General features: G+C 73.2%; 16 protein-coding genes. 6 read left to right on the top strand and 10 right to left on the bottom strand.

Going from position 1 to position 17,255, the window contains the following annotated elements:
- Window positions 1-4: 4 nt before the first annotated feature.
- A complete protein-coding gene (locus UQW22_RS12505; RefSeq protein WP_407317307.1) occupies window positions 5-835 on the bottom strand; it encodes a siderophore-interacting protein in 831 nt (276 codons plus the stop codon).
- Between the two features lie 82 nt (window positions 836-917).
- Here UQW22_RS12505 and UQW22_RS12500 point away from each other — a divergent pair, with 82 nt between their 5' ends.
- Entirely contained in the window at window positions 918-1,709 is a 792-nt protein-coding gene (locus tag UQW22_RS12500; RefSeq protein WP_407317306.1) for a DUF2599 domain-containing protein, read from the top strand.
- Window positions 1,710-1,716: 7 nt separating this feature from the next.
- Here UQW22_RS12500 and UQW22_RS12495 read toward each other — a convergent pair whose 3' ends face one another.
- Window positions 1,717-2,754, bottom strand: a complete 1,038-nt coding sequence (locus tag UQW22_RS12495) for a DUF2804 domain-containing protein (protein WP_407317305.1) — start codon at window positions 2,752-2,754, stop codon at window positions 1,717-1,719.
- A 67-nt stretch (window positions 2,755-2,821) separates the two neighbouring features.
- Window positions 2,822-4,183: an MFS transporter gene (locus tag UQW22_RS12490; RefSeq protein WP_407317304.1), complete on the bottom strand. Its 1,362-nt coding sequence runs from the start codon at window positions 4,181-4,183 to the stop codon at window positions 2,822-2,824.
- Window positions 4,184-4,263: 80 nt separating this feature from the next.
- Between UQW22_RS12490 and eis the strand changes: the two genes are divergently transcribed.
- Window positions 4,264-5,499: an enhanced intracellular survival protein Eis gene (eis, locus tag UQW22_RS12485; protein WP_407317303.1), complete on the top strand. Its 1,236-nt coding sequence runs from the start codon at window positions 4,264-4,266 to the stop codon at window positions 5,497-5,499.
- A 7-nt stretch (window positions 5,500-5,506) separates the two neighbouring features.
- On the opposite strand, the gene UQW22_RS12480 is transcribed toward eis, so the two are convergent.
- Window positions 5,507-6,199 (bottom strand): hypothetical protein, encoded by a 693-nt coding sequence (locus tag UQW22_RS12480; RefSeq protein WP_407317302.1) that lies wholly within the window; start codon window positions 6,197-6,199, stop codon window positions 5,507-5,509.
- Between the two features lie 184 nt (window positions 6,200-6,383).
- On the opposite strand from UQW22_RS12480, the gene UQW22_RS12475 reads away from it, so the two are divergent.
- From UQW22_RS12475 to mqo, 3 genes are all read left to right on the top strand, one after another.
- A complete protein-coding gene (locus UQW22_RS12475; RefSeq protein ID WP_407317301.1) occupies window positions 6,384-6,548 on the top strand; it encodes a hypothetical protein in 165 nt (54 codons plus the stop codon).
- Complete coding sequence (locus UQW22_RS12470) at window positions 6,545-7,051, top strand: pyridoxal 5'-phosphate synthase (protein ID WP_407317300.1); 507 nt, start codon at window positions 6,545-6,547, stop codon at window positions 7,049-7,051. The genes UQW22_RS12475 and UQW22_RS12470 overlap by 4 nt, the downstream gene beginning before the upstream one ends.
- Before the next feature lie 118 nt (window positions 7,052-7,169).
- Window positions 7,170-8,741, top strand: coding sequence for a malate dehydrogenase (quinone) (gene mqo, locus UQW22_RS12465; RefSeq protein ID WP_407317298.1), 1,572 nt, complete (start codon window positions 7,170-7,172; stop codon window positions 8,739-8,741).
- Between the two features lie 12 nt (window positions 8,742-8,753).
- Here the strand turns inward: mqo and UQW22_RS12460 are convergent, their stop codons facing one another.
- The 3 genes from UQW22_RS12460 to UQW22_RS12450 are packed head-to-tail and all read right to left on the bottom strand — an operon-like array spanning window position 8,754 to window position 12,692.
- Window positions 8,754-9,683 carry a ketopantoate reductase family protein gene (locus UQW22_RS12460; RefSeq protein WP_407317297.1) on the bottom strand — a complete coding sequence of 310 codons (930 nt, stop codon included), beginning with the start codon at window positions 9,681-9,683 and terminating at the stop codon, window positions 8,754-8,756.
- A 25-nt stretch (window positions 9,684-9,708) separates the two neighbouring features.
- A complete protein-coding gene (pntB, locus tag UQW22_RS12455) occupies window positions 9,709-11,112 on the bottom strand; it encodes a Re/Si-specific NAD(P)(+) transhydrogenase subunit beta (protein WP_407317296.1) in 1,404 nt (467 codons plus the stop codon).
- A complete protein-coding gene (locus UQW22_RS12450) occupies window positions 11,109-12,692 on the bottom strand; it encodes a Re/Si-specific NAD(P)(+) transhydrogenase subunit alpha (RefSeq protein ID WP_407317295.1) in 1,584 nt (527 codons plus the stop codon). Before UQW22_RS12450 ends, pntB begins: the two co-directional genes overlap by 4 nt.
- A 153-nt stretch (window positions 12,693-12,845) precedes the next feature.
- On the opposite strand from UQW22_RS12450, the gene UQW22_RS12445 reads away from it, so the two are divergent.
- On the top strand, window positions 12,846-13,175 hold the full coding sequence (locus UQW22_RS12445; RefSeq protein ID WP_407317294.1) for a cupin: 330 nt from the start codon (window positions 12,846-12,848) through the stop codon (window positions 13,173-13,175).
- 22 nt (window positions 13,176-13,197) lie between these two features.
- On the opposite strand, the gene UQW22_RS12440 is transcribed toward UQW22_RS12445, so the two are convergent.
- The 3 genes from UQW22_RS12440 to UQW22_RS12430 are packed head-to-tail and all read right to left on the bottom strand — an operon-like array spanning window position 13,198 to window position 17,093.
- Window positions 13,198-14,580 carry an aldehyde dehydrogenase family protein gene (locus tag UQW22_RS12440; protein WP_407317293.1) on the bottom strand — a complete coding sequence of 461 codons (1,383 nt, stop codon included), beginning with the start codon at window positions 14,578-14,580 and terminating at the stop codon, window positions 13,198-13,200.
- A gap of 11 nt (window positions 14,581-14,591) precedes the next feature.
- Window positions 14,592-15,827 carry an ectoine hydrolase gene (gene doeA / locus UQW22_RS12435; protein WP_407317292.1) on the bottom strand — a complete coding sequence of 412 codons (1,236 nt, stop codon included), beginning with the start codon at window positions 15,825-15,827 and terminating at the stop codon, window positions 14,592-14,594.
- 21 nt (window positions 15,828-15,848) lie between these two features.
- The gene (locus tag UQW22_RS12430; RefSeq protein WP_407317291.1) at window positions 15,849-17,093 is read right to left on the bottom strand and encodes an aspartate aminotransferase family protein; all 1,245 of its coding nucleotides are present in this window, start codon (window positions 17,091-17,093) and stop codon (window positions 15,849-15,851) included.
- Between the last annotated feature and the right edge of the window lie 162 nt (window positions 17,094-17,255).

The following is a 17,255-nucleotide window of genomic DNA, read 5'->3' as shown; positions in this document are numbered from 1 at the left end:
AGGGTCAGCTCTGGGCCGCCCGGCCGTGCTTCCAGTACCCGACGAAGTCGACGTGGGCCTTGGGGACGCCCCGGTCGTTGACCAGGTGCCGGCGCACACCGGTGGCGAGGCCGGACTCCCCGGCCGCGAAGGCGTAGACGTCACCGGCCGGGAACCGCGCGTCCCGGACGACGGCGAGCGCGGCCTGCCCCGGGACGGCGGCCGGGTCCGCACGGTCCCGTTCCACCCAGAGCAGCTCGACGCCGTCCGGGACGCGGAAGTCCTGCCGGTCGTCCGCCGTCGGCACCTCCACGACCGCGAGGCCACGGGCGTCGTCCGCCAGCGACTCGCAGACCCCCGCGACGGCGGGCAGCCCCGACTCGTCCGCCACGAGCAGCGTCCAGTCGTGCTCGTGGCGCGGGTTGTAGCCGATGCCCTGGTCGAGGATGCCGACGACGTCACCGGGCCGGGCCGTCTCGGCGAAGGTGGTGCCCGGGCCGTGCGGCTCGTCCGGCTCACCGCCGTGCACGACGAAGTCGACGTCGATCTCGTGCAGGTCGGGGCGGGCGGCCCGGATCGTGTAGCTGCGCACCCACGGGCGCCGGGAGCGCGGGGTGGCGAGGTACTGCGCGTACCAGCCGAGGCTCGAGGTCCGGGTCGGCAGCCGCATGGCGTCCTGGCCGGGGCGCGGGAGGAAGAGCCGGAACCACTGGTCGTGGCCTCCGAGGGTGAGCTGCGCGAGCCCCTCACCGCCAAGCGTGACACGGGTCAGGTTCGGCGACAGCCGCTTGGTGGACACCACCTCGGCGACGAGGACGTGCGGCTCGACCGGTCTGCGACCCCTGTAGGCACTCATAGGGTGAGGTTAGGCGAACCTCACCGAATTTCCCAGGGGCTGCTCACCGTCCGGACAAGGCACGGTGCCGCAGACTGGTCCCGTGTCCAGCCGCCGCCCGTCCCGCGACGCCCCTCAGCCGCCGATCGCCCTGCTGCTCGCGCTGGTCGGTGCGCTCGCCGCCTGCACCCCCGACGACGGCACGTCCGGCGCACCCGTACCCCCGTCCGCGTCGGTCTCGTCGGCACCGGCCACCGCGCCCGTGCCCGTGCCCGCGCCCTCGGTGACACCGGTCGAAGAGGTGGTCCGGTCGGGCGGGGTGGGCCTCGTCGTCACCTCCGTGGGGCCGGCCGAGGTGACGGCCGACGACGACGCCACCAGGTTCACCGTGGGCGCAGGGCCCCGGTCGCCGGTGTCCCTGGCCGTGGACACCGGGTCGCTCGTCGTGAACGCCGACGGGACGGTCACCGTCCACGACGACGACGGCACACCGGTCGCGGCCCTGACGACCCCGTCGGGCGGCGCCCGCCTCACCGCGGCGGACGGCGGCGCCGTGCGGCTCGATGCCGACGAGCCGGTCACCTCGACCATGATCCTGGGGAGCCGGGCGGTCGAGGCCACCTCGTGGGGCGACCGTGAGGGTGGCCGGTCGCTCGCCGTCACGCCGACCGACTGGGCACGGACGGCCGGCGTCGCCGGCGAGGAGCTCGTGTGGACCGAGCTGGTGGCGGCAGACCCCGACGTCGGCTCCACGACGATGCGCGACCAGCTCACCTGCCACGTCCTCGGCGCCCCGGACAAGGAGACGTGGAACCTCGAGCCCTGGCGTCCCGACGTCGGCCTGATGGCCGTGCTCGCCGCACGCTGCAACCCGACCGACGACGGCGCCGCGTGACGCGTCGTCACCACCGTTGACGGACGTCCTCCGCCCAGCCCTCGATCCGGTGCACGTCCAGCCGTTCCCCGGCGTCGGTCCTGACCCAGCCCGACCAGCTGCCGAAGCACTGGTCCGTCGCTGACGCGACGACCCCGAGGTTCGTGCGGCTCACACGGTCGAAGAACGGGGCGAACGACAGGTCCAGCCGCTCCCCCCGCACCCGCCAGGGACGCAGGTAGGCGTGCCGGTCGAACGACCACTCCAGCTCGTCGTGGACCTTGTCCAACCGGCCGTCGACGAACAGCGCGTTCTCCGTGGTCGGGCCGTGGCGGGTCCATGTCCCCCCGAGCTGCAGGCCGAGCCGGCGGTCCCGCCCCGAGGCGTCCCGCACCGAGCCGTTCCCCACGCCCCACTGCCAGGCGACCGAGTACGGCCAGCGGCCCCGGCCGTGGTCCAGCACGGCCCACGCCGGGGCGCCGATCTCGTGCAGGACGCCGTCGACGCGCAACGTCCCGCGTACCGGGCGGCCGACGTCCTTGAGCGTGTACTGGAAGCGCCGCGGGGACCAGGGGACGACGACGCCCAGCACCTCGTGGCCGTCCGGCCGGTCCACGACGACGTCCAGCTCGACGTCCGCGGTCCGCGCCCGCAGCCGGGTCCCCGGGGTACCGGACGGTCCGTCGGCGCCCTCGTCGGCGTCGTCGACCGCGATCTCGACCCGGCGGGTGCGCGAGCGGACCCGTCCCTGCCCCAGGGTGGCCGGCAGCTCGACGGTGCCGGACAGGGGCGCCACGACCACCTCGTCCGTCTCGATCCCGGTGGACCGCTCGAGCACGTACACCTGGTGCAGGGCGGCGTAGTCGAGGGCGGCGGTGGTCACGCCGACGACGTGCGTCGGGGTGATGATCCCCCAGTACTCCCACCGCTTGTCCCGCCCGCGCCGTCCGCGGCCGATGCCCGAGGTGTCGTGCAACGGGGCGCGGGTCCACCCCACCGCGGCGGGGTCCAGCGACCCGTCCGGCCGGCAGAGCCGGACACCCGCGATGATCTCGTCCTCGGTCACCGCTCGACCGTAACCGTCGACGGCACGTGGCTGCTCCACGGAAGGGCCGGTCAGCGCGTCGGCCGCGTCATTTCACCCGCGCCGACCGCTCCGTGCCGTCGTCACGGATACCCACCATGCTCACCAGGCCACCGGCCACCAGCAGAGCCGCGGTCACCACGAGCGCCCGGTGGAAGGAGTCCACGTCGAGCACACCGCCGACGATGACCCCGGCGAAGGCGATGACGACGAGTCCCGCGACCCGGGAGACGGCGTTGTTCACGGCCGAGGCGATCCCGGCGTCCGACGGCGGCACGGCCCCGAGGATCGCCGCGGTCAACGGTGCGACGGTGATCGCGAGACCGAGGCCGAACACCAGGATCCCGGGCAGCACCTGGGTGAGGTAGTCGGCGTCGGCGTCCATGGTGAGCATGAGCAGGAAGCCGCACCCGGCGACCAACGGCCCCACGGTCATGAACCACCGCGCGCCGTAGCGGCCCGCGAGCGCCCCGAAGCGCGTCGAGAGCGCGAGCATCGCGAACGTCGTCGGGAGCTGGGCCACGCCCGCCGCGGTCGCCGAGTACCCGGCGACCTGCTGCAGGAACAGGGACAGCACGAACCCACCGAAGGCCAGCGCTCCGTAGACGGCCGCCGTGGCGAGGTTCCCCCACGCGAAGTTCCGCACCGCGAAGAGACGCAGCGGCAGCATCGGGTCCGGCGCCCGGCGCTCGACGAGGACGAACGCCACGAGCAGCACGATGCCGACGCCGACCACGACCCAGATCTCCTCGATGAGCCCCAGCACCGCGCAGGCCAGGCCCAGGGCGGCGAGCGCGGCCCCCGGCAGGTCGAGGCGCCGACCCACCGTACGGCCCGACGGCGGTACCCGGCGCAGCAGCACGAGGGTCACGGCGACCACGGGCAGGTTGATCCAGAAGACCCACCGCCACGAGACCAGGTCGACCAGCCCTCCCCCGACGAACGGGCCGACGATCATCGCCGTCCCGGTCCAGGCGGTCCACCGACCGATCGCGCGGGCCTGCGCCGGGCCGTCGAACGACGAGATGATGATCGCCAGGGAGCTCGGGACGAGCAGCGCGCCGGCCACGCCCTGCGCCAGCCGCGCGGCGACGAGCACGGGGCCGGTCGGAGCGAGCGCGCACAGGGCCGACGACACCGCGAAGCCGAGCAGCCCGACGAACAGCACGCGACGCCGTCCCAGCACGTCGGACAAAGACCCGGCCAGGAGGATGAAGGAACCCAGGGTGACGAGGTAGCCGTCCACCACCCACTGCTGGAGCGTCAGGCCCGCCTCGCCCGGTCCGCCGAGCTCGTCGGCGATCGCCGGCAGCGCCACGTTGACCACGGTGCCGTCGAGGAACGACACGAACGAGGCGAGGATCGCGACGAGCAGCACCCGTCGCTGGAGGGGCGAGTCCACGCCCGTCACGCTACGGCCGCGCGGGGGCCACGGCCATCCGTGGCGCGACGCCGGCGGCACTCCGGCCCGCGGGTCACTAGCGTGATGGCGTGACCTTCGACATCCGACGCTCCACCTTCGCCGACGTCCGTGCGGCGCGACGGCTCGGCGACGAGGCCTTCGGCGCCCCCGCGGCCCGGGCCCCCGACCCGGACCCGGACTCCTGGCCGTCGCCGAACGTCCGCCCCTGGTCGGCCTGGGCCGGGGCGGAGCTCGTCGCCGTGCTCGGCGTGCGGCACTTCACCTCGTGGTTCCACGGTGCCGCGGTCCCGACGGCCGGGTTCGCCGGGGTGACGGTCGCCGCGGAACGGCGTGGCGAGGGCGTGATCCGGCCGCTGTTCGACGCCGCGCTCGCCGAGGCACGCGACCAGGGCGAGGTGGTCTCGACCCTCTACCCGAGCGCAGCCGGGATCTACCGCGGGCTCGGGTACGAGGTGATCGGCTCGTACGACGAGGTCCGGCTGCCGATGTCGGCGCTCGCCGCGGTGCGACCGCCGACGAGCGGGGTGCGCACCCGGCGCGCCACCCCCGCCGACCTCGAGGCGGTCCGGGCCGTGTACGCCACGTGGTCGGCGGCGCAGAACGGTCCGCTCACCCGGGCGGAGAAGCCCTTCACCGCCGAGTCCGACGAGCTGTTCGGTCCCGACTCGCCCTACACCGGGGTCAGCCTCGCCGTCGGCCCCGACGAGGGCGTGCAGGGCTTCGTGAGCTGGAACCGGGGCTCGGCGCACGACGGGACGGGCAGCCTCGAGGTCGACGACCTGGTCGCCCTCACCCCGGACGCCGCGCGGGCCCTGTGGCGTGTGGTCGGGTCGTTCACGACGGTGGCCGGTGCGGTGCAGGTCTCGACGTCGGGCGGATGGACGGGGGCCGACCCGAGCCGGCTCGTGCTGCCCGACCACGCCGCGACCACCACGAGCCGCCCGTACATGCTGCGGCTGCTGGACGTCGCCGGCGCGCTGGGCTCCGCCCACCTGCCGCCGCTGGAGGCGTGCGTGCCGTTCGCCGTCGTCGACCCGCGCACCCCCGACCTCGAGGGCGCGTGGACGCTGGTCGCGGACCGCGACGGCGTGGCGCACCTCCGCGCGGACCCGTGGCGTGCGCCGACGGCGGGGGCGCCCGACCGGCCGACCTTCACCTCGGCCGGGCTCGCCGTCAGCTATGCCGGTGCCGCGTCGACCGCGAGCCTGCGCCTGGCGGGCCACCTGTCCGGGCCGTCGGACCACGACCGGGTGTGGGACGCCCTGTGGCGCGGCGGCGACGTGCACGTCCGCGACTACTTCTGAGGCACGTTCAGCAGGAGGCCGCGACGTCGGTGCGGTAGGCGAGCGCCCAGCACAGGGTGCCGACGTCCTGTCGCACCCCGTCCACGGCCCCGCGGAGCCCGTCGAGCTCCTGGCGCAGGGCGTCGAGGTCGGCGACCGTCGGGGTGTCCTGGCCGCCGTCCAGATCGGCGCGGACGCTCGCGAGGTCGCTGCGGACCGTGCCGAGGCCGTGCTGGAGATTCGTCTCGAGGCTGTCGATCCCGTTCGAGACCTCGAGCAGCCGCGTCTGCAGGTCCGCGGTCCCGGCGGCGCCGTCGGCGGGGAACCCGGTCCAGGCTTCGACGTTCTCGACGCGCCCCACGAGCGCGTCGACCGTCTCGGGGTCCGGGCCCTCCTCGACCGTGGCGCGCAGCCGCGCCGACTCCGTCCGCACGGCTTCCGCCTGGGCGACGGCGGACTCGACCTCGCCGGCGAGCTTGCGGTTGGCCGACCAGAGCACGGCGACGCCGACCGAGGCGACCAGCGCCAGGATCAGTGCGGCGGCGAGCAGAGCCGTCTGGACGCGACGCGCGTCGAGGTGGTCCATCAGGTCACGCGTCCTCGTCGGTGGCGGCTCCGGGGGGAACAGCGACGCGACGGACGCCAGCTCGCCGGTGCCGGGCCGGCGGGCGATCCGGACGCCGTCCGTGCGGACCGGCGCGGTGCCGGGCTCGTCCCTCATCTCGGTCCTCCTGTCGCCCGGCGGTCGGTGACATCTTTCCGCCCCCTGGCTCGGGCCACAACCGGTCGCGCGGACTGCCGGCACACCGCGAGGCAGGTGCGGCAGGTGCGGCAGGCGAGGTGGGTATGGTCGTCGCGATGCTCGCCGACCGCGAGCCCCGACGAGCCGCCGCACCGGAGGACCCGTGACCACGTTCCGCGAGCGTCTGCGCGCCCTGCCCGTGCTCCCCGAGGGGCTGCCCGCCTGGGAGGTCGAGGACCTCGACGACCTGCCCCGACACCGCACCGGCTGTTCGAGCAGTGGTTCGACGAGACCGTCGCCGCCGGGGCGACGGCCCCGCACGCGATGACCCTGTCGACGTCGGACGGGCACGGCGCGGTGCACGCGCGCACGGTGATCCTCAAGGACCTCACCGCCGAGGGGTGGTGGTTCGCCGGGCATGCCACGAGCCCCAAGGGAGTCGACCTGGCGGCCGACCCGCGGGCGGCCCTGACCTTCCTGTGGCGGGAGACCGGACGCCAGGTACGCCTGAGCGGCCCGGTGACCGCGAACCCCGGCGCCGGTGCCGAGGACTTCCGCGCCCGCCCCGACGCCTCGCGCGCGGCCGGGCTCGTCGGCCGCCAGAGCCAGGTGCTGCGCGCCCTGGACGAGCACCGCGCCGCGTGGGCCGAGGCGCTGGACCGGGTCCGCGCCGCACCCGACCTGGTCGCCCCGACGTGGACCGCGTGGCACCTCGCCCCTGTCGAGGCCGAGTTCTGGCAGTCGGGCACCGGGACCGGTCAGACGCGCGTGCGCTACCGCACCGGCGACGCGCACCGACCGGCCTGGACCAAGGAGCTGCTCTGGCCCTGAGCCGCTGACCTGGCCACCCGTCGACGCGTGGTGTGACCTGCATCACTGCAGGTCAGGGGCCCTGTGACCTTGCTCTCATTCTTTGTGACACTTTTCACCAGCGTCGTAGCATGGCGTGGTGACTACGCGTGCTACGGCCTCCAGCAACGGCTCATCCGACGCCGTCGACGTCGTCCTCATCGGCGGCGGCATCATGAGCGCCACCCTCGGGACGCTGATCCAGCAGGTCGAGCCGACATGGTCGATCCGCATCATCGAGCGTCTCGACGCCGTCGCGCTCGAGTCGTCCAGCCCGTGGAACAACGCCGGCACCGGGCACGCCGCGCTCTGCGAGCTGAACTACACGCCCGAGAGGCCGGACGGCACGATCGACGTCTCCAAGGCGGTGACGATCAACGAGCAGTTCCACACCTCGCGCGAGCTCTGGAACCACCTGCTCGCCACCGGCCGTCTCGCGGACTCCTCGTTCGTCAGCCGGACCCCGCACATGACGTTCGTGCGTGGCACGAAGAACGTCGAGTACCTGCGCCGCCGCCACGAGGCGCTCAGCGCGCACCCGCTCTTCCGCGACCTCGAGCTCTCGACGGACCGGGCCGAGATCGGCCGCTGGGCACCGCTGCTCACCACCGAGCGCGACGCGGGCGAGCCGATCGCCGCGACGCGGTCCGCCGCCGGCACCGACGTCGACTTCGGCAACCTCACCCGCCAGCTCGTCGACGGTCTCGTCGCGAACGGCGCCGAGCTCCAGCTCCAGCACGAGGTCCGTTCGCTGAAGCGCACCCGCGACGGCGGCTGGCGCCTGCGCGTCAAGGACCGCTCGTGGAACGCCCCGCAGCGGATGTCCACGCTCAAGGCCCGCTTCGTGTTCGTCGGTGCGGGTGGCGGTGCCCTGCCGCTGCTCCAGTCGGCCGGCATCCCGGAGATCAAGGGCTTCGGCGGCTTCCCGATCTCCGGCGAGTTCCTGCGCACCGACGACCCGGAGCTCGTCGCCCAGCACCAGGCCAAGGTGTACGGCAAGGCCGACGTCGGCGCGCCGCCGATGTCCGTGCCGCACCTGGACACCCGCGTCGTCGACGGCAAGAGCTACCTGATGTTCGGCCCGTACGCCGGGTTCAGCCCCAAGTACCTCAAGAAGGGCAAGTACCTCGGGCTGGTCACGTCGCTGCGCGCGCACAACCTCACCTCGATGCTCGGCGCCGGCCTGAAGAACCTCGACCTGACCCAGTACCTCGTCGGCCAGCTCGTCGCCGCGCCCGAGACCAAGTTCCACGCCCTGCAGCAGTTCATGCCCACGGCACACCCCAAGGACTGGGAGACCATCACCGCGGGACAGCGTGTGCAGGTGATCAAGCGCGACGCCGACGGCAAGGGCGTCCTGCAGTTCGGCACCGAGATCGTCTCGGCCGCCGACGGCTCGATCGCGGGACTCCTCGGCGCCTCCCCCGGCGCCTCGACCGCCGTCTCCGCGATGGTGGACCTGATGTCCCGGTGCTTCCCGGACCGCTTCACGCGGTGGCGTCCCCAGCTCGCCACGATGATGCCGAGCCTCGACGGGGTCCCGGCCGACGCGCGCGAGATCGACACCACGGCGGACGCGGCGTCCGAGCTGTCCGCCGCGGAGCTCGCCGCCCGCAACGGCGGTGTGGTCCCCGCCAGCGTCTACGAGTCCCGCGCCGACTCCCGCTCCTGAGCGCTCGGTCGGTCAGCCGACGCCGCGGTGCAGGCGGTCGACCGTCCGCTCGATCGTCGGGGTGGGCACACCGCGCTGCGCCCCGCACCGGGCCACCGCTCCCCCGATCGCGTCGAGCTCTCCGAGCCGGCCGACGGCCAGGTCGGCCTGCAGCGAGGACCGCATCGTCGGCGGGAAGCCCCCCAGGATCGCCCGCAGGTCGTCCGGCGTCGTGGCCACCCCCTCGGCCGTCGCCACCGCGGCCACCTCGCCGAGCACGTCGGCGGTGAGGGCCGGGTCGGCGTCCAGGGCCTCGCCGATGCCCGTGCGGTGAACCGACGTCAGCAGCGCCAACGGGGCCAGGAACCGCAGCTTCGACCACAGCACCTCGGCCTCGCTGCCCGCCGTCGCGACCTCGATGTCGGTGTCTCGCAGCGCCCGGACGACGTCCAGGTCGGCAGCGGCCGCCGGGACCGTGATCCGCAGCAGGTCGCCCCGGTGGCGCACGGTCATCGCCGTGTCGGGGCCGGACCCGGTGCGCAGCGTCTCGCCCGCGTAGGACGCCCCGGCCACGGCCGTCACACCCGGACCTCCGCCGTCGCCGTCCACCGCGAGGGCACCGCGCAGCGTCGCCATGTGCTCCACGCCGTTGAGCAGCGAGAGCACCTCCCGCGGACGGGCCGCCGCGACGGACCCGACGACGGCGGCGAGCCCCTCGGCCTTGACCGCCACGAGCACGCACGCACCACGGGGCACGGTCGTCGTCGCCCGCAGCGGGGCGTGCCAGTCGCCGTAGCGGTCCGTGACGATCTCCAGGCCGTGCTCCGACACCCGCCGGGCGGTCCCCGGCCGGCCGACGAGCACGACCTCGTGCCCGGCGCGCTGCAGGAACGCGGCGACGAGTCCGCCGACCGCGCCCGGGCCGACGACGGCGAACAGGGGTCCGTGCGTGCGGTTGGTCATCGCCCGAGGGTAGCGCCGACGCCGGTCACAGCGCCTGGATGATCATCTCCACCTGATCCTTCGCGTCGCCGAAGACCATGGCGGTGTTCTCCCGGAAGAACAGCGGGTTCTGCACCCCGGCGTAGCCGGTGGCCATGGACCGCTTGAACACGACCACCTCGCGGGCCTTCCAGACCTCGAGCACGGGCATGCCGGCGATCGGTGAGCCCGGGTCCTCCTGGGCCGCGGGATTGACCGTGTCGTTGGCCCCGACGACGAGGACGACGTCGGTGTCCGGCAGGTCGCCGTTGATCTCGTCCATGCCGAGCACGACGTCGTAGGGCACCTTCGCCTCGGCCAGGAGGACGTTCATGTGTCCGGGGAGCCGGCCCGCCACGGGGTGCACCCCGAACCGGACCTGCACCCCGCGGGCCCGGAGCTTCTCGGTGAGGTCGGCTACCGGGTACTGCGCCTTGGCCACGGCCATCCCGTAGCCGGGTACGACCACCACCGACGACGCCGCCGTCAGCTGCGCGGCGACGTCCGCCGCGAAGGTCTCGCGGTGCTCGCCCTCGACGCCGGCGGCGACCGTCCCGGGCTCGGTCCCGAACCCTCCGAGGATCACCGAGACGAACGACCGGTTCATCGCGCGGCACATGATGTACGACAGGATCGCGCCGGACGACCCGACCAGCGCGCCGGTGATGATGAGCAGGTCGTTGCCGAGCATGAAGCCCGCCGCGGCGGCGGCCCAGCCGGAGTACGAGTTGAGCATCGAGACCACGACCGGCATGTCACCGCCGCCGATGGAGGCCACCAGGTGCCAACCCAGCGCCAGCGCCACGACGGCCACGAGCACCAGCGCGGTGAGCGCCTGGTCGCCCGACCCCGTGCCCGAGGCGGTCAGGAACCAGGCGAGCAGGGCCGCCGCGGCGAGGACGAGGCCGAGGTTGGCGAGGTTGCGGCCCGGCAGCCGCAGCGGCGCGGAGCGGATCCGTGCCGCCAGCTTGAGGTTCGCGACGATCGACCCGGTGAAGGTCACGGCACCGATGAGGATCCCCAGGAAGACCTCGACCAGGTGCACCGTGTCCGAGGCCGGCTCCGTGAGGTACGACCCGAACCCGACCAGCACCGCCGCCAGGCCGACGAAGGAGTGCAGGAGCGCGATGAGCTCCGGCATCTGCGTCATCTCGACCTTGCGCACGCGCCACGTGCCCACGGTCGCGCCGACGACGAGCACCACGAGGATCAGGCCGGACGTCACCTGCCACGGACGCTCGGACCGCTCGAGGGCCAGGGCGACGGTGGCCATCAGCGCCAAGGTCATGCCGAGCATGCCCAGCACGTTCCCGCGCCGGGCGGACTCCTGCCGGGACAGGCCGGCGAGCGAACCGATGAACAGGATCCCGGAGATCACGTAGGTGGCCTGCACGACCGACAGCACCGTCATCGGGCCACCTCCCCCGTGGCCACGACACCGGTCGCGTCCTTGCGGAACATGCGGATCATGCGGTGCGCGACGAGGAACCCGCCGAACACGTTGATCGACGCCAGCGTGGCGGCGACGACGGCCAGGGACGTGACCAGCCAGTCGTCGACGCCGATCTGCAGCAGCGCGCCGACCAGGATGATGCCGCTGATCGCGTTCGTCTGGGCCATCAGCGGGGTGTGCAGCGCGTGCGGGACCGCGGAGATGACGTAGAAGCCCACCACGACGGCGAGGGCGAACACCGTGACGTGGCCGACGGTGTCGGGCGGTGAGGCCGCGATCGCGAGCCCGGTCAGGACCGCGGCGACGACGGTGAGCACGCCGCGGCGTCGTGTCCGTGCCCGCTGCGCGACGGCCAGCTCCTCCGGACTCGGCCCGGCGGGCGGCGGCTCGGGCGCGGGTGCGGGCGGCGCGGCCGAGACCTGGACCGGCGGCGGCGGCCAGAGCACCTCGCCGTCCCGGGTGAGCGCCATGCCCCGCACGACGGCGTCGTCGAGGTCGATCACCAGGCGGCCGTCCCCCGCCGGTGTCAGGAGCGCGACGAGGTTGACGACGTTCGTGCCGAAGAGCTGGGACGTGTGCTGCGGCATGCGACCCGGCAGGTCCGTGTAGCCGAGCACGACGACGCCGTTGTCGCTCACCACCCGTTCGCCCGGCACCGTGAGCTCGCAGTTCCCGCCTCCGGGCGCCGCCAGGTCCACGATCACGGACCCGGGCCGCATCGCGGCGACCATCTCGGCGGTGATCGTCGTCGGTGCGGTGCCCCGCACCAGGGCTGTGGTGATGACGACGTCCGCCGCGGCGGACTCGGCGGCGTAGGTCCGTCGCGTCGCGGCCTCCTGGTCCTCGCTCAGCACGCTCGCGTACCCGTCGGCGCTGACCTCCTGAGCCGCGCCCGCCGCCTGGACGGGGGTGGCGCCGAGGGACTCGATCTGCTCGGCCACCTCGGGGCGCACGTCGAAGGCCCGGACCCGGGCACCGAGCGACGACGCGGTGCCGATCGCCGCGAGCCCCGCCACGCCCGCACCGATGACGAAGACCGTCGCCGGGGGCGTCGTCCCCGCCGCTGTCACCTGGCCGGTGAACATGCCTCCGTACTCCTCCGCCGCCTCCACCACGGCGCGGTATCCCGCCACGTTGGACTGCGCGGACAGGACGTCGAGCGCCTGCGCCCGGGAGATGCGGGGCACGGCGTCGAGCGCGAGCGCCGTCACGTGGCGCTCGGCCAGGGCGTCCGTCAGCTCGGGTCGCGCCGCCGGCGCGAGCTGGGAGACCAGCACCGCACCGGGGCGCAGGAGGTCCAGCTCGTCGCCCGACGGCGCGTTGACGCAGGTGACGACGTCGGCGGCCCAGACCTGGCCGCGGTCGCCGAGGCGCGCCCCCGCCGCGACGTACGCCGCGTCCTGCCAGCTCGCGCGCTCCCCCGCGCCCTGTTCGACGACGACGTCGTACCCCCGGGCGACGAGCTTCTCGACGGTGGCGGGGGTGCCGGCGACGAGCCGCTCACCGGGACGCGACTCGCGTGGGACACCGATCAGCACGGGCTCGGACCTCCTGTGGTCGAAACTCCTGCAACCTACCCGGTGTCTCCCGGCAGGACGAGGCCGACACGGCTCCCGAGACACGGTCTCGTCCGGCTGCCACGGCCGGCGGAAGGCCGATAGCATCCAAGGGCGGCGACGAACGGAGGGACCATGTCCAACCTCGAGGCCCTGACCTCGGTCCACCTCGCGAAGGCTCGAGCCGCCGAGAACGGGCGCAGCGCCGAGGTGCTCGTCCACGACGGCACGCTCCGCCAGACCGTCCTGGCCCTGGCGGAGAGCACGGAGCTCGGTGAGCACAACGCGCCGCCGGCAGCCTCGGTCCTCGTGCTCCGCGGCCGGCTGCGCGTCACCGTGGCCGACGGGCACGACGAGATCTCGGCCGGGGAGCTGCGCGTCCTCACCCACGACCGGCATGCCGTGCTGGCGCTCGAGGACTCCGTGTTCCTGCTGACCACCGTGACGAGCGTGCCCAAGCCCTGACCGCCGCGGACTCCGTGCCGGTTCAGTCGCGCCGCGGCCCGACCCACACCTGCTGAGCGTTGACGAACTCGCGGATCCCGTGCGGCCCGAGCTCGCGCCCGTAGCCGGACCCCTTGACCCCACCGCTGGGCAGGCGCGGATCGGTCTTGACGATGCCGTTCACCGCGACCTGCCCGGCGGCGATCCGGCCGGCCATCGCCTCGCCCCGCTCCGGTGTCGACCAGACCGACGCCGCCAGACCGTAGTCGGTCCGGTTCGCCAGCGCGAGCGCCGTCTCCTCGTCCGCCGCCTCCATCACGACCATCACCGGGCCGAACGTCTCCTCGCGGCACGCCGTCATGGACTCGGTGACGTCGGCGAGCATCGTCACGGGGTAGAAGAAGCCGGGGCCGTCCGGCATCTCACCGCCCAGCAGCAGGCGGGCGCCGGCGGCGACCGTCTCGGTGACCTGCCGGTGCAGACCGTCGCGCAGGTCGGCGCGGGCGATCGGACCGACGTCGGTACCCTCCGAGCGCGGGTCACCCACCGTCAGCTTCTCGAGCCGCATCCGCAGACGTCCCACCAGGTCGTCGTAGACGGACGACTCGACGATGATGCGCTTGGCGGCGATGCACGACTGCCCGGCGTTGATGATGCGGGACAGCGTGATGGTGTCGGCCGCCGCGTCCAGGTCGGCGTCGGCCAGCACGATGCACGGGTCGGAGCCGCCGAGCTCGAGGACCGTCGGCTTGATCTCGCCGGCCGCCACGCTCGCGACAGCCGCACCGCCCTTCGCCGAGCCCGTGAAGGACACGGCGTCGACGCGACGGTCACGGATGACGTCGGCCACGGCGGGTGTCTCCAGCGGCAGGTTGGCGAAGACGCCCGACGGTGCGCCGACGGACTCGAGCTCTGCGGCCACCACCTGGGCGATGGCTCGTGCGCAGCCGGGCACGTGGGGGTCGTGCTTCATCAGGCACGTGTTGCCGGACATCAACGCCGGAGCAGCGAACCGGGCGGCGAGCCAGAAGGGCGCGTTCCAGGGCAGCACCCCCAGGACCGTCCCGAGCGGAAGGTGCTGCACGTAGCTGTGGGTGGCGTCCGACTCGATGGTCTGCGGCGCCAGGTACTCGGCCCCGTGCTGGGCGTAGTGCTCGAAGCACCACGCCGCCTTCTCCACCTCACCGCGCGCCTCGCCGATCGGCTTGCCCATCTCCTCGGTCATCAGGGGCGCCAGCTCCTCGACCTGTGCCCGCAGCCGGGCCGCCACCCCGCGGAGCACCTGTGCTCGACCGTCCAGGCCGCGGTCCACCCAGCTCGCGCGCGCGGCCTCCGCCGCGGCGAGCAGAGACTCGACCTCGGCGGCGCCGGCCGGGGTGATCTCGCGGACGACCTCGCCGGTGCTGGGATCGATCACAGTGAGCATGGGTGCTCCTCTCAGGCGACTTCGGGACGGATGGGCGTAGCGCCCTCGTGCTCGTGCTCCGGCGACACCACGGCGGCGGCGTGCTCCGGCTTGACGGTGAAGTCCTTGTCGAGCGTGAAGAAGGACTGGCAGCCGTCGGCCGTGACGTGGACGGTGTCGGAGATGCCGACGGTCTTGTCCCCGTCGACACCCCACATCCACGGCAGGATGTGGAAGGTCATGCCCTCGCGCAGGATCGCCGGGTTCCCCTGATTCAGGCTGACGATGTAGCCCTCGTCCCAGCTCGGGGGGAACGCGATGCCGATCGAGTAGCCGGACCGCGTGACCAGCCGGGCACCCACACGGTTGTCGCTGATGATGCTGCGCACGATGTTGTCGGCGTCGGAGACGGTCAGGCCCGGGCGGATCGCCGCCTCCACCTCCGTGAGTGCCAGCTTCATCCGCTCCTGCGCCTCGAGCATCGAGCCGGAGAGGTCGTCGAGGACGGCGGTCCGCATCATGGCGGTGTGGTAGCGGCGGAAGCACCCACCGACCTCCAGGAAGACGTGCTCGCCCGGCTGCACCGTCCGGCCCTCCCAGGTCGCGTGCCCGATCATGCTGCGCGGTCCGGAGGTCACGTACGGCATGACCGCCGGGAACTCACCCCCCGCCCGGAACATCGCCGAGCTGATCTCCGCGGCGATGTCGTTCTCCGTCACCCCGGCCGCGCATGCCTCGAGACCCGCGCGCATGCCGGCCTCCGTCGCCTGGGCCGCCTTGCGCATGATCGCGATCTCGGCGGGCGACTTGCACACCCGCCCCTCCTCGACGATGCCGAAGCAGTCGAGCAGGCGCCCCTCGGTGAACGTCGCGTGGATGTAATCCTGGTGGTAGGCCGGGAAGTAGTAGCTGTTGCGCTCGTACCCGACCTCCTTGGTGTGCAGCCCGAACTCACGCATCGCCTGGACGAGGCCCTGGATGGCGTCCCCGGTGTCCGGGTAGGGCCGGGTCTTCTCGACCCAGGTGCGCGCGTGGACGTTCGACTCCTCCATCGCCCGCGTGATCATGAACGGTTCGGCGTCCAGCGGGACGACCAGCGCCTGGAAGAACGAGTACCCCGTCGTCTGGTAGTCGGTGAGGTACATGAGGTTCTCGGGGTCGGTGATCACCACCGCGTCCAGGAGCCGGTCGGCCATGCGCCGGCGCAGCTCGCCGACCCGCCGCTCGTACTCCTCGAACGGGAACGTCATGTCGTCGCGTGGGTTCATCCCGGCCTCCTGGCGGTCAGGTCAGAGAGCGTGTCGTACTGCCTTGTCGAGGATCTGGAGCCCCTCGTCGAGGTCCTCGTCGGAGATCGTCAGCGGCGGGATGAGCTTGAGCACCCGACCCCCGCTGCCGCACGCACCGATGAGCATGCCCTGGGCGAAGCAGTCGGCGACCACGGCCTTCGCCACGGCGCCGTCGCCCACGTCGAGACCCTGGATCATGCCCCGGCCGCGCACACCGACACCGGCGCCGACGTCGTCCGCGAGCGAGCGCAGCGCGCTCTCGATGCGCGCGCCCTTGGCCCGGACCTCGTCCATGAGCACGTCGTCGTCGAAGTACGTCAGCGCCTCGCGCCCCGCCACGAACGACAGCCCCTGGCCGCGGAACGTCCCGGTGTGCTCCCCAGGGGACCAGTGCGCGTCGTGCTCGGGCTTGGCCAGGTTCATCGCCAGCGGCGTCCCGAACCCGCCGATGCCCTTGGCCAGGCACACGATGTCCGGGTCCAGCCCCATGCCGTCGAAGCTGAAGTAGCTGCCGGTGCGGCCGCACCCGACCTGGATGTCGTCGACGATGAACAGCGCGCCGACGTCGTGCGCCAGGTCCTGGACGGCCCTCAACCACTCGGCGCTCGCGACGTTGACGCCGCCCTCGGCCTGGATCGTCTCGACGAGGAACGCCGCCGGCGGGACGAAGCCGCTGGACGCGTCGGCGACCAGCGCCCGGAAGTCCTCCAGCGCCGCCACACCCCCGCCCGGCGCCGTCTCGAACGGCAGCCGCACCACGTGGTCCAGCGGCACGCCCGCCGCGTTGCGGAAGTAGTCGTTGGCGGTGGCGGCCAGCGCCCCGAGCGTCATCCCGTGGAACCCGTGCGTGAACGCCACCACGTCGCGGCGGCCGGTGACCCGCCGGGCGAGCTTCAGCGCCGCCTCCACGGCGTTCGTCCCGGTCGGGCCCATGAACTGCATCTTCATCGTCATGTCGCGCGGGACCAGGACGGTCTCGACGAACTTCTCGATGAAGTCGCGCTTGGTCGTGGTCGCCATGTCGAGGCTGTGCGCCACGCCGTCGGCCTCGAGGAACTCGATCATCGCGCGCTTCATGCGCGGGTTGTTGTGCCCGAAGTTCAGGACTCCTGCACCGGCGAAGAAGTCCACATAGCTGCGCCCGGCCTCATCGACCTGCCGGGCGTTGGATGCCGACGCGAAGACCGTCGGGTACGTGCGGCTGTAGCCGCGGATCTCGGATTCCCACTTCTCGAACGCCTCCATTGACCACTTCTACGTGTCCCCCTGGGGGCTGTCAACAGATGTGGCTCAGGATTTACCGCGGCGACATCGTGCGCCGCCGCGGCGCTGACGTCCCAGCAGCCCGCGCGGGCGACGGGCCTGGTCCGCCGCGCGGCGGTACCGTCGGCACGACGCCCACGACCG

The sequence above is a fragment of the Isoptericola halotolerans genome, assembly GCF_045689585.1.
In the GTDB taxonomy this organism is placed as follows: Bacteria; Actinomycetota; Actinomycetes; order Actinomycetales; family Cellulomonadaceae; genus Isoptericola; species Isoptericola halotolerans_B.
Note: the sequence above shows the minus strand (reverse complement) of the source record. Positions and strands in the feature narration are given on the sequence as shown.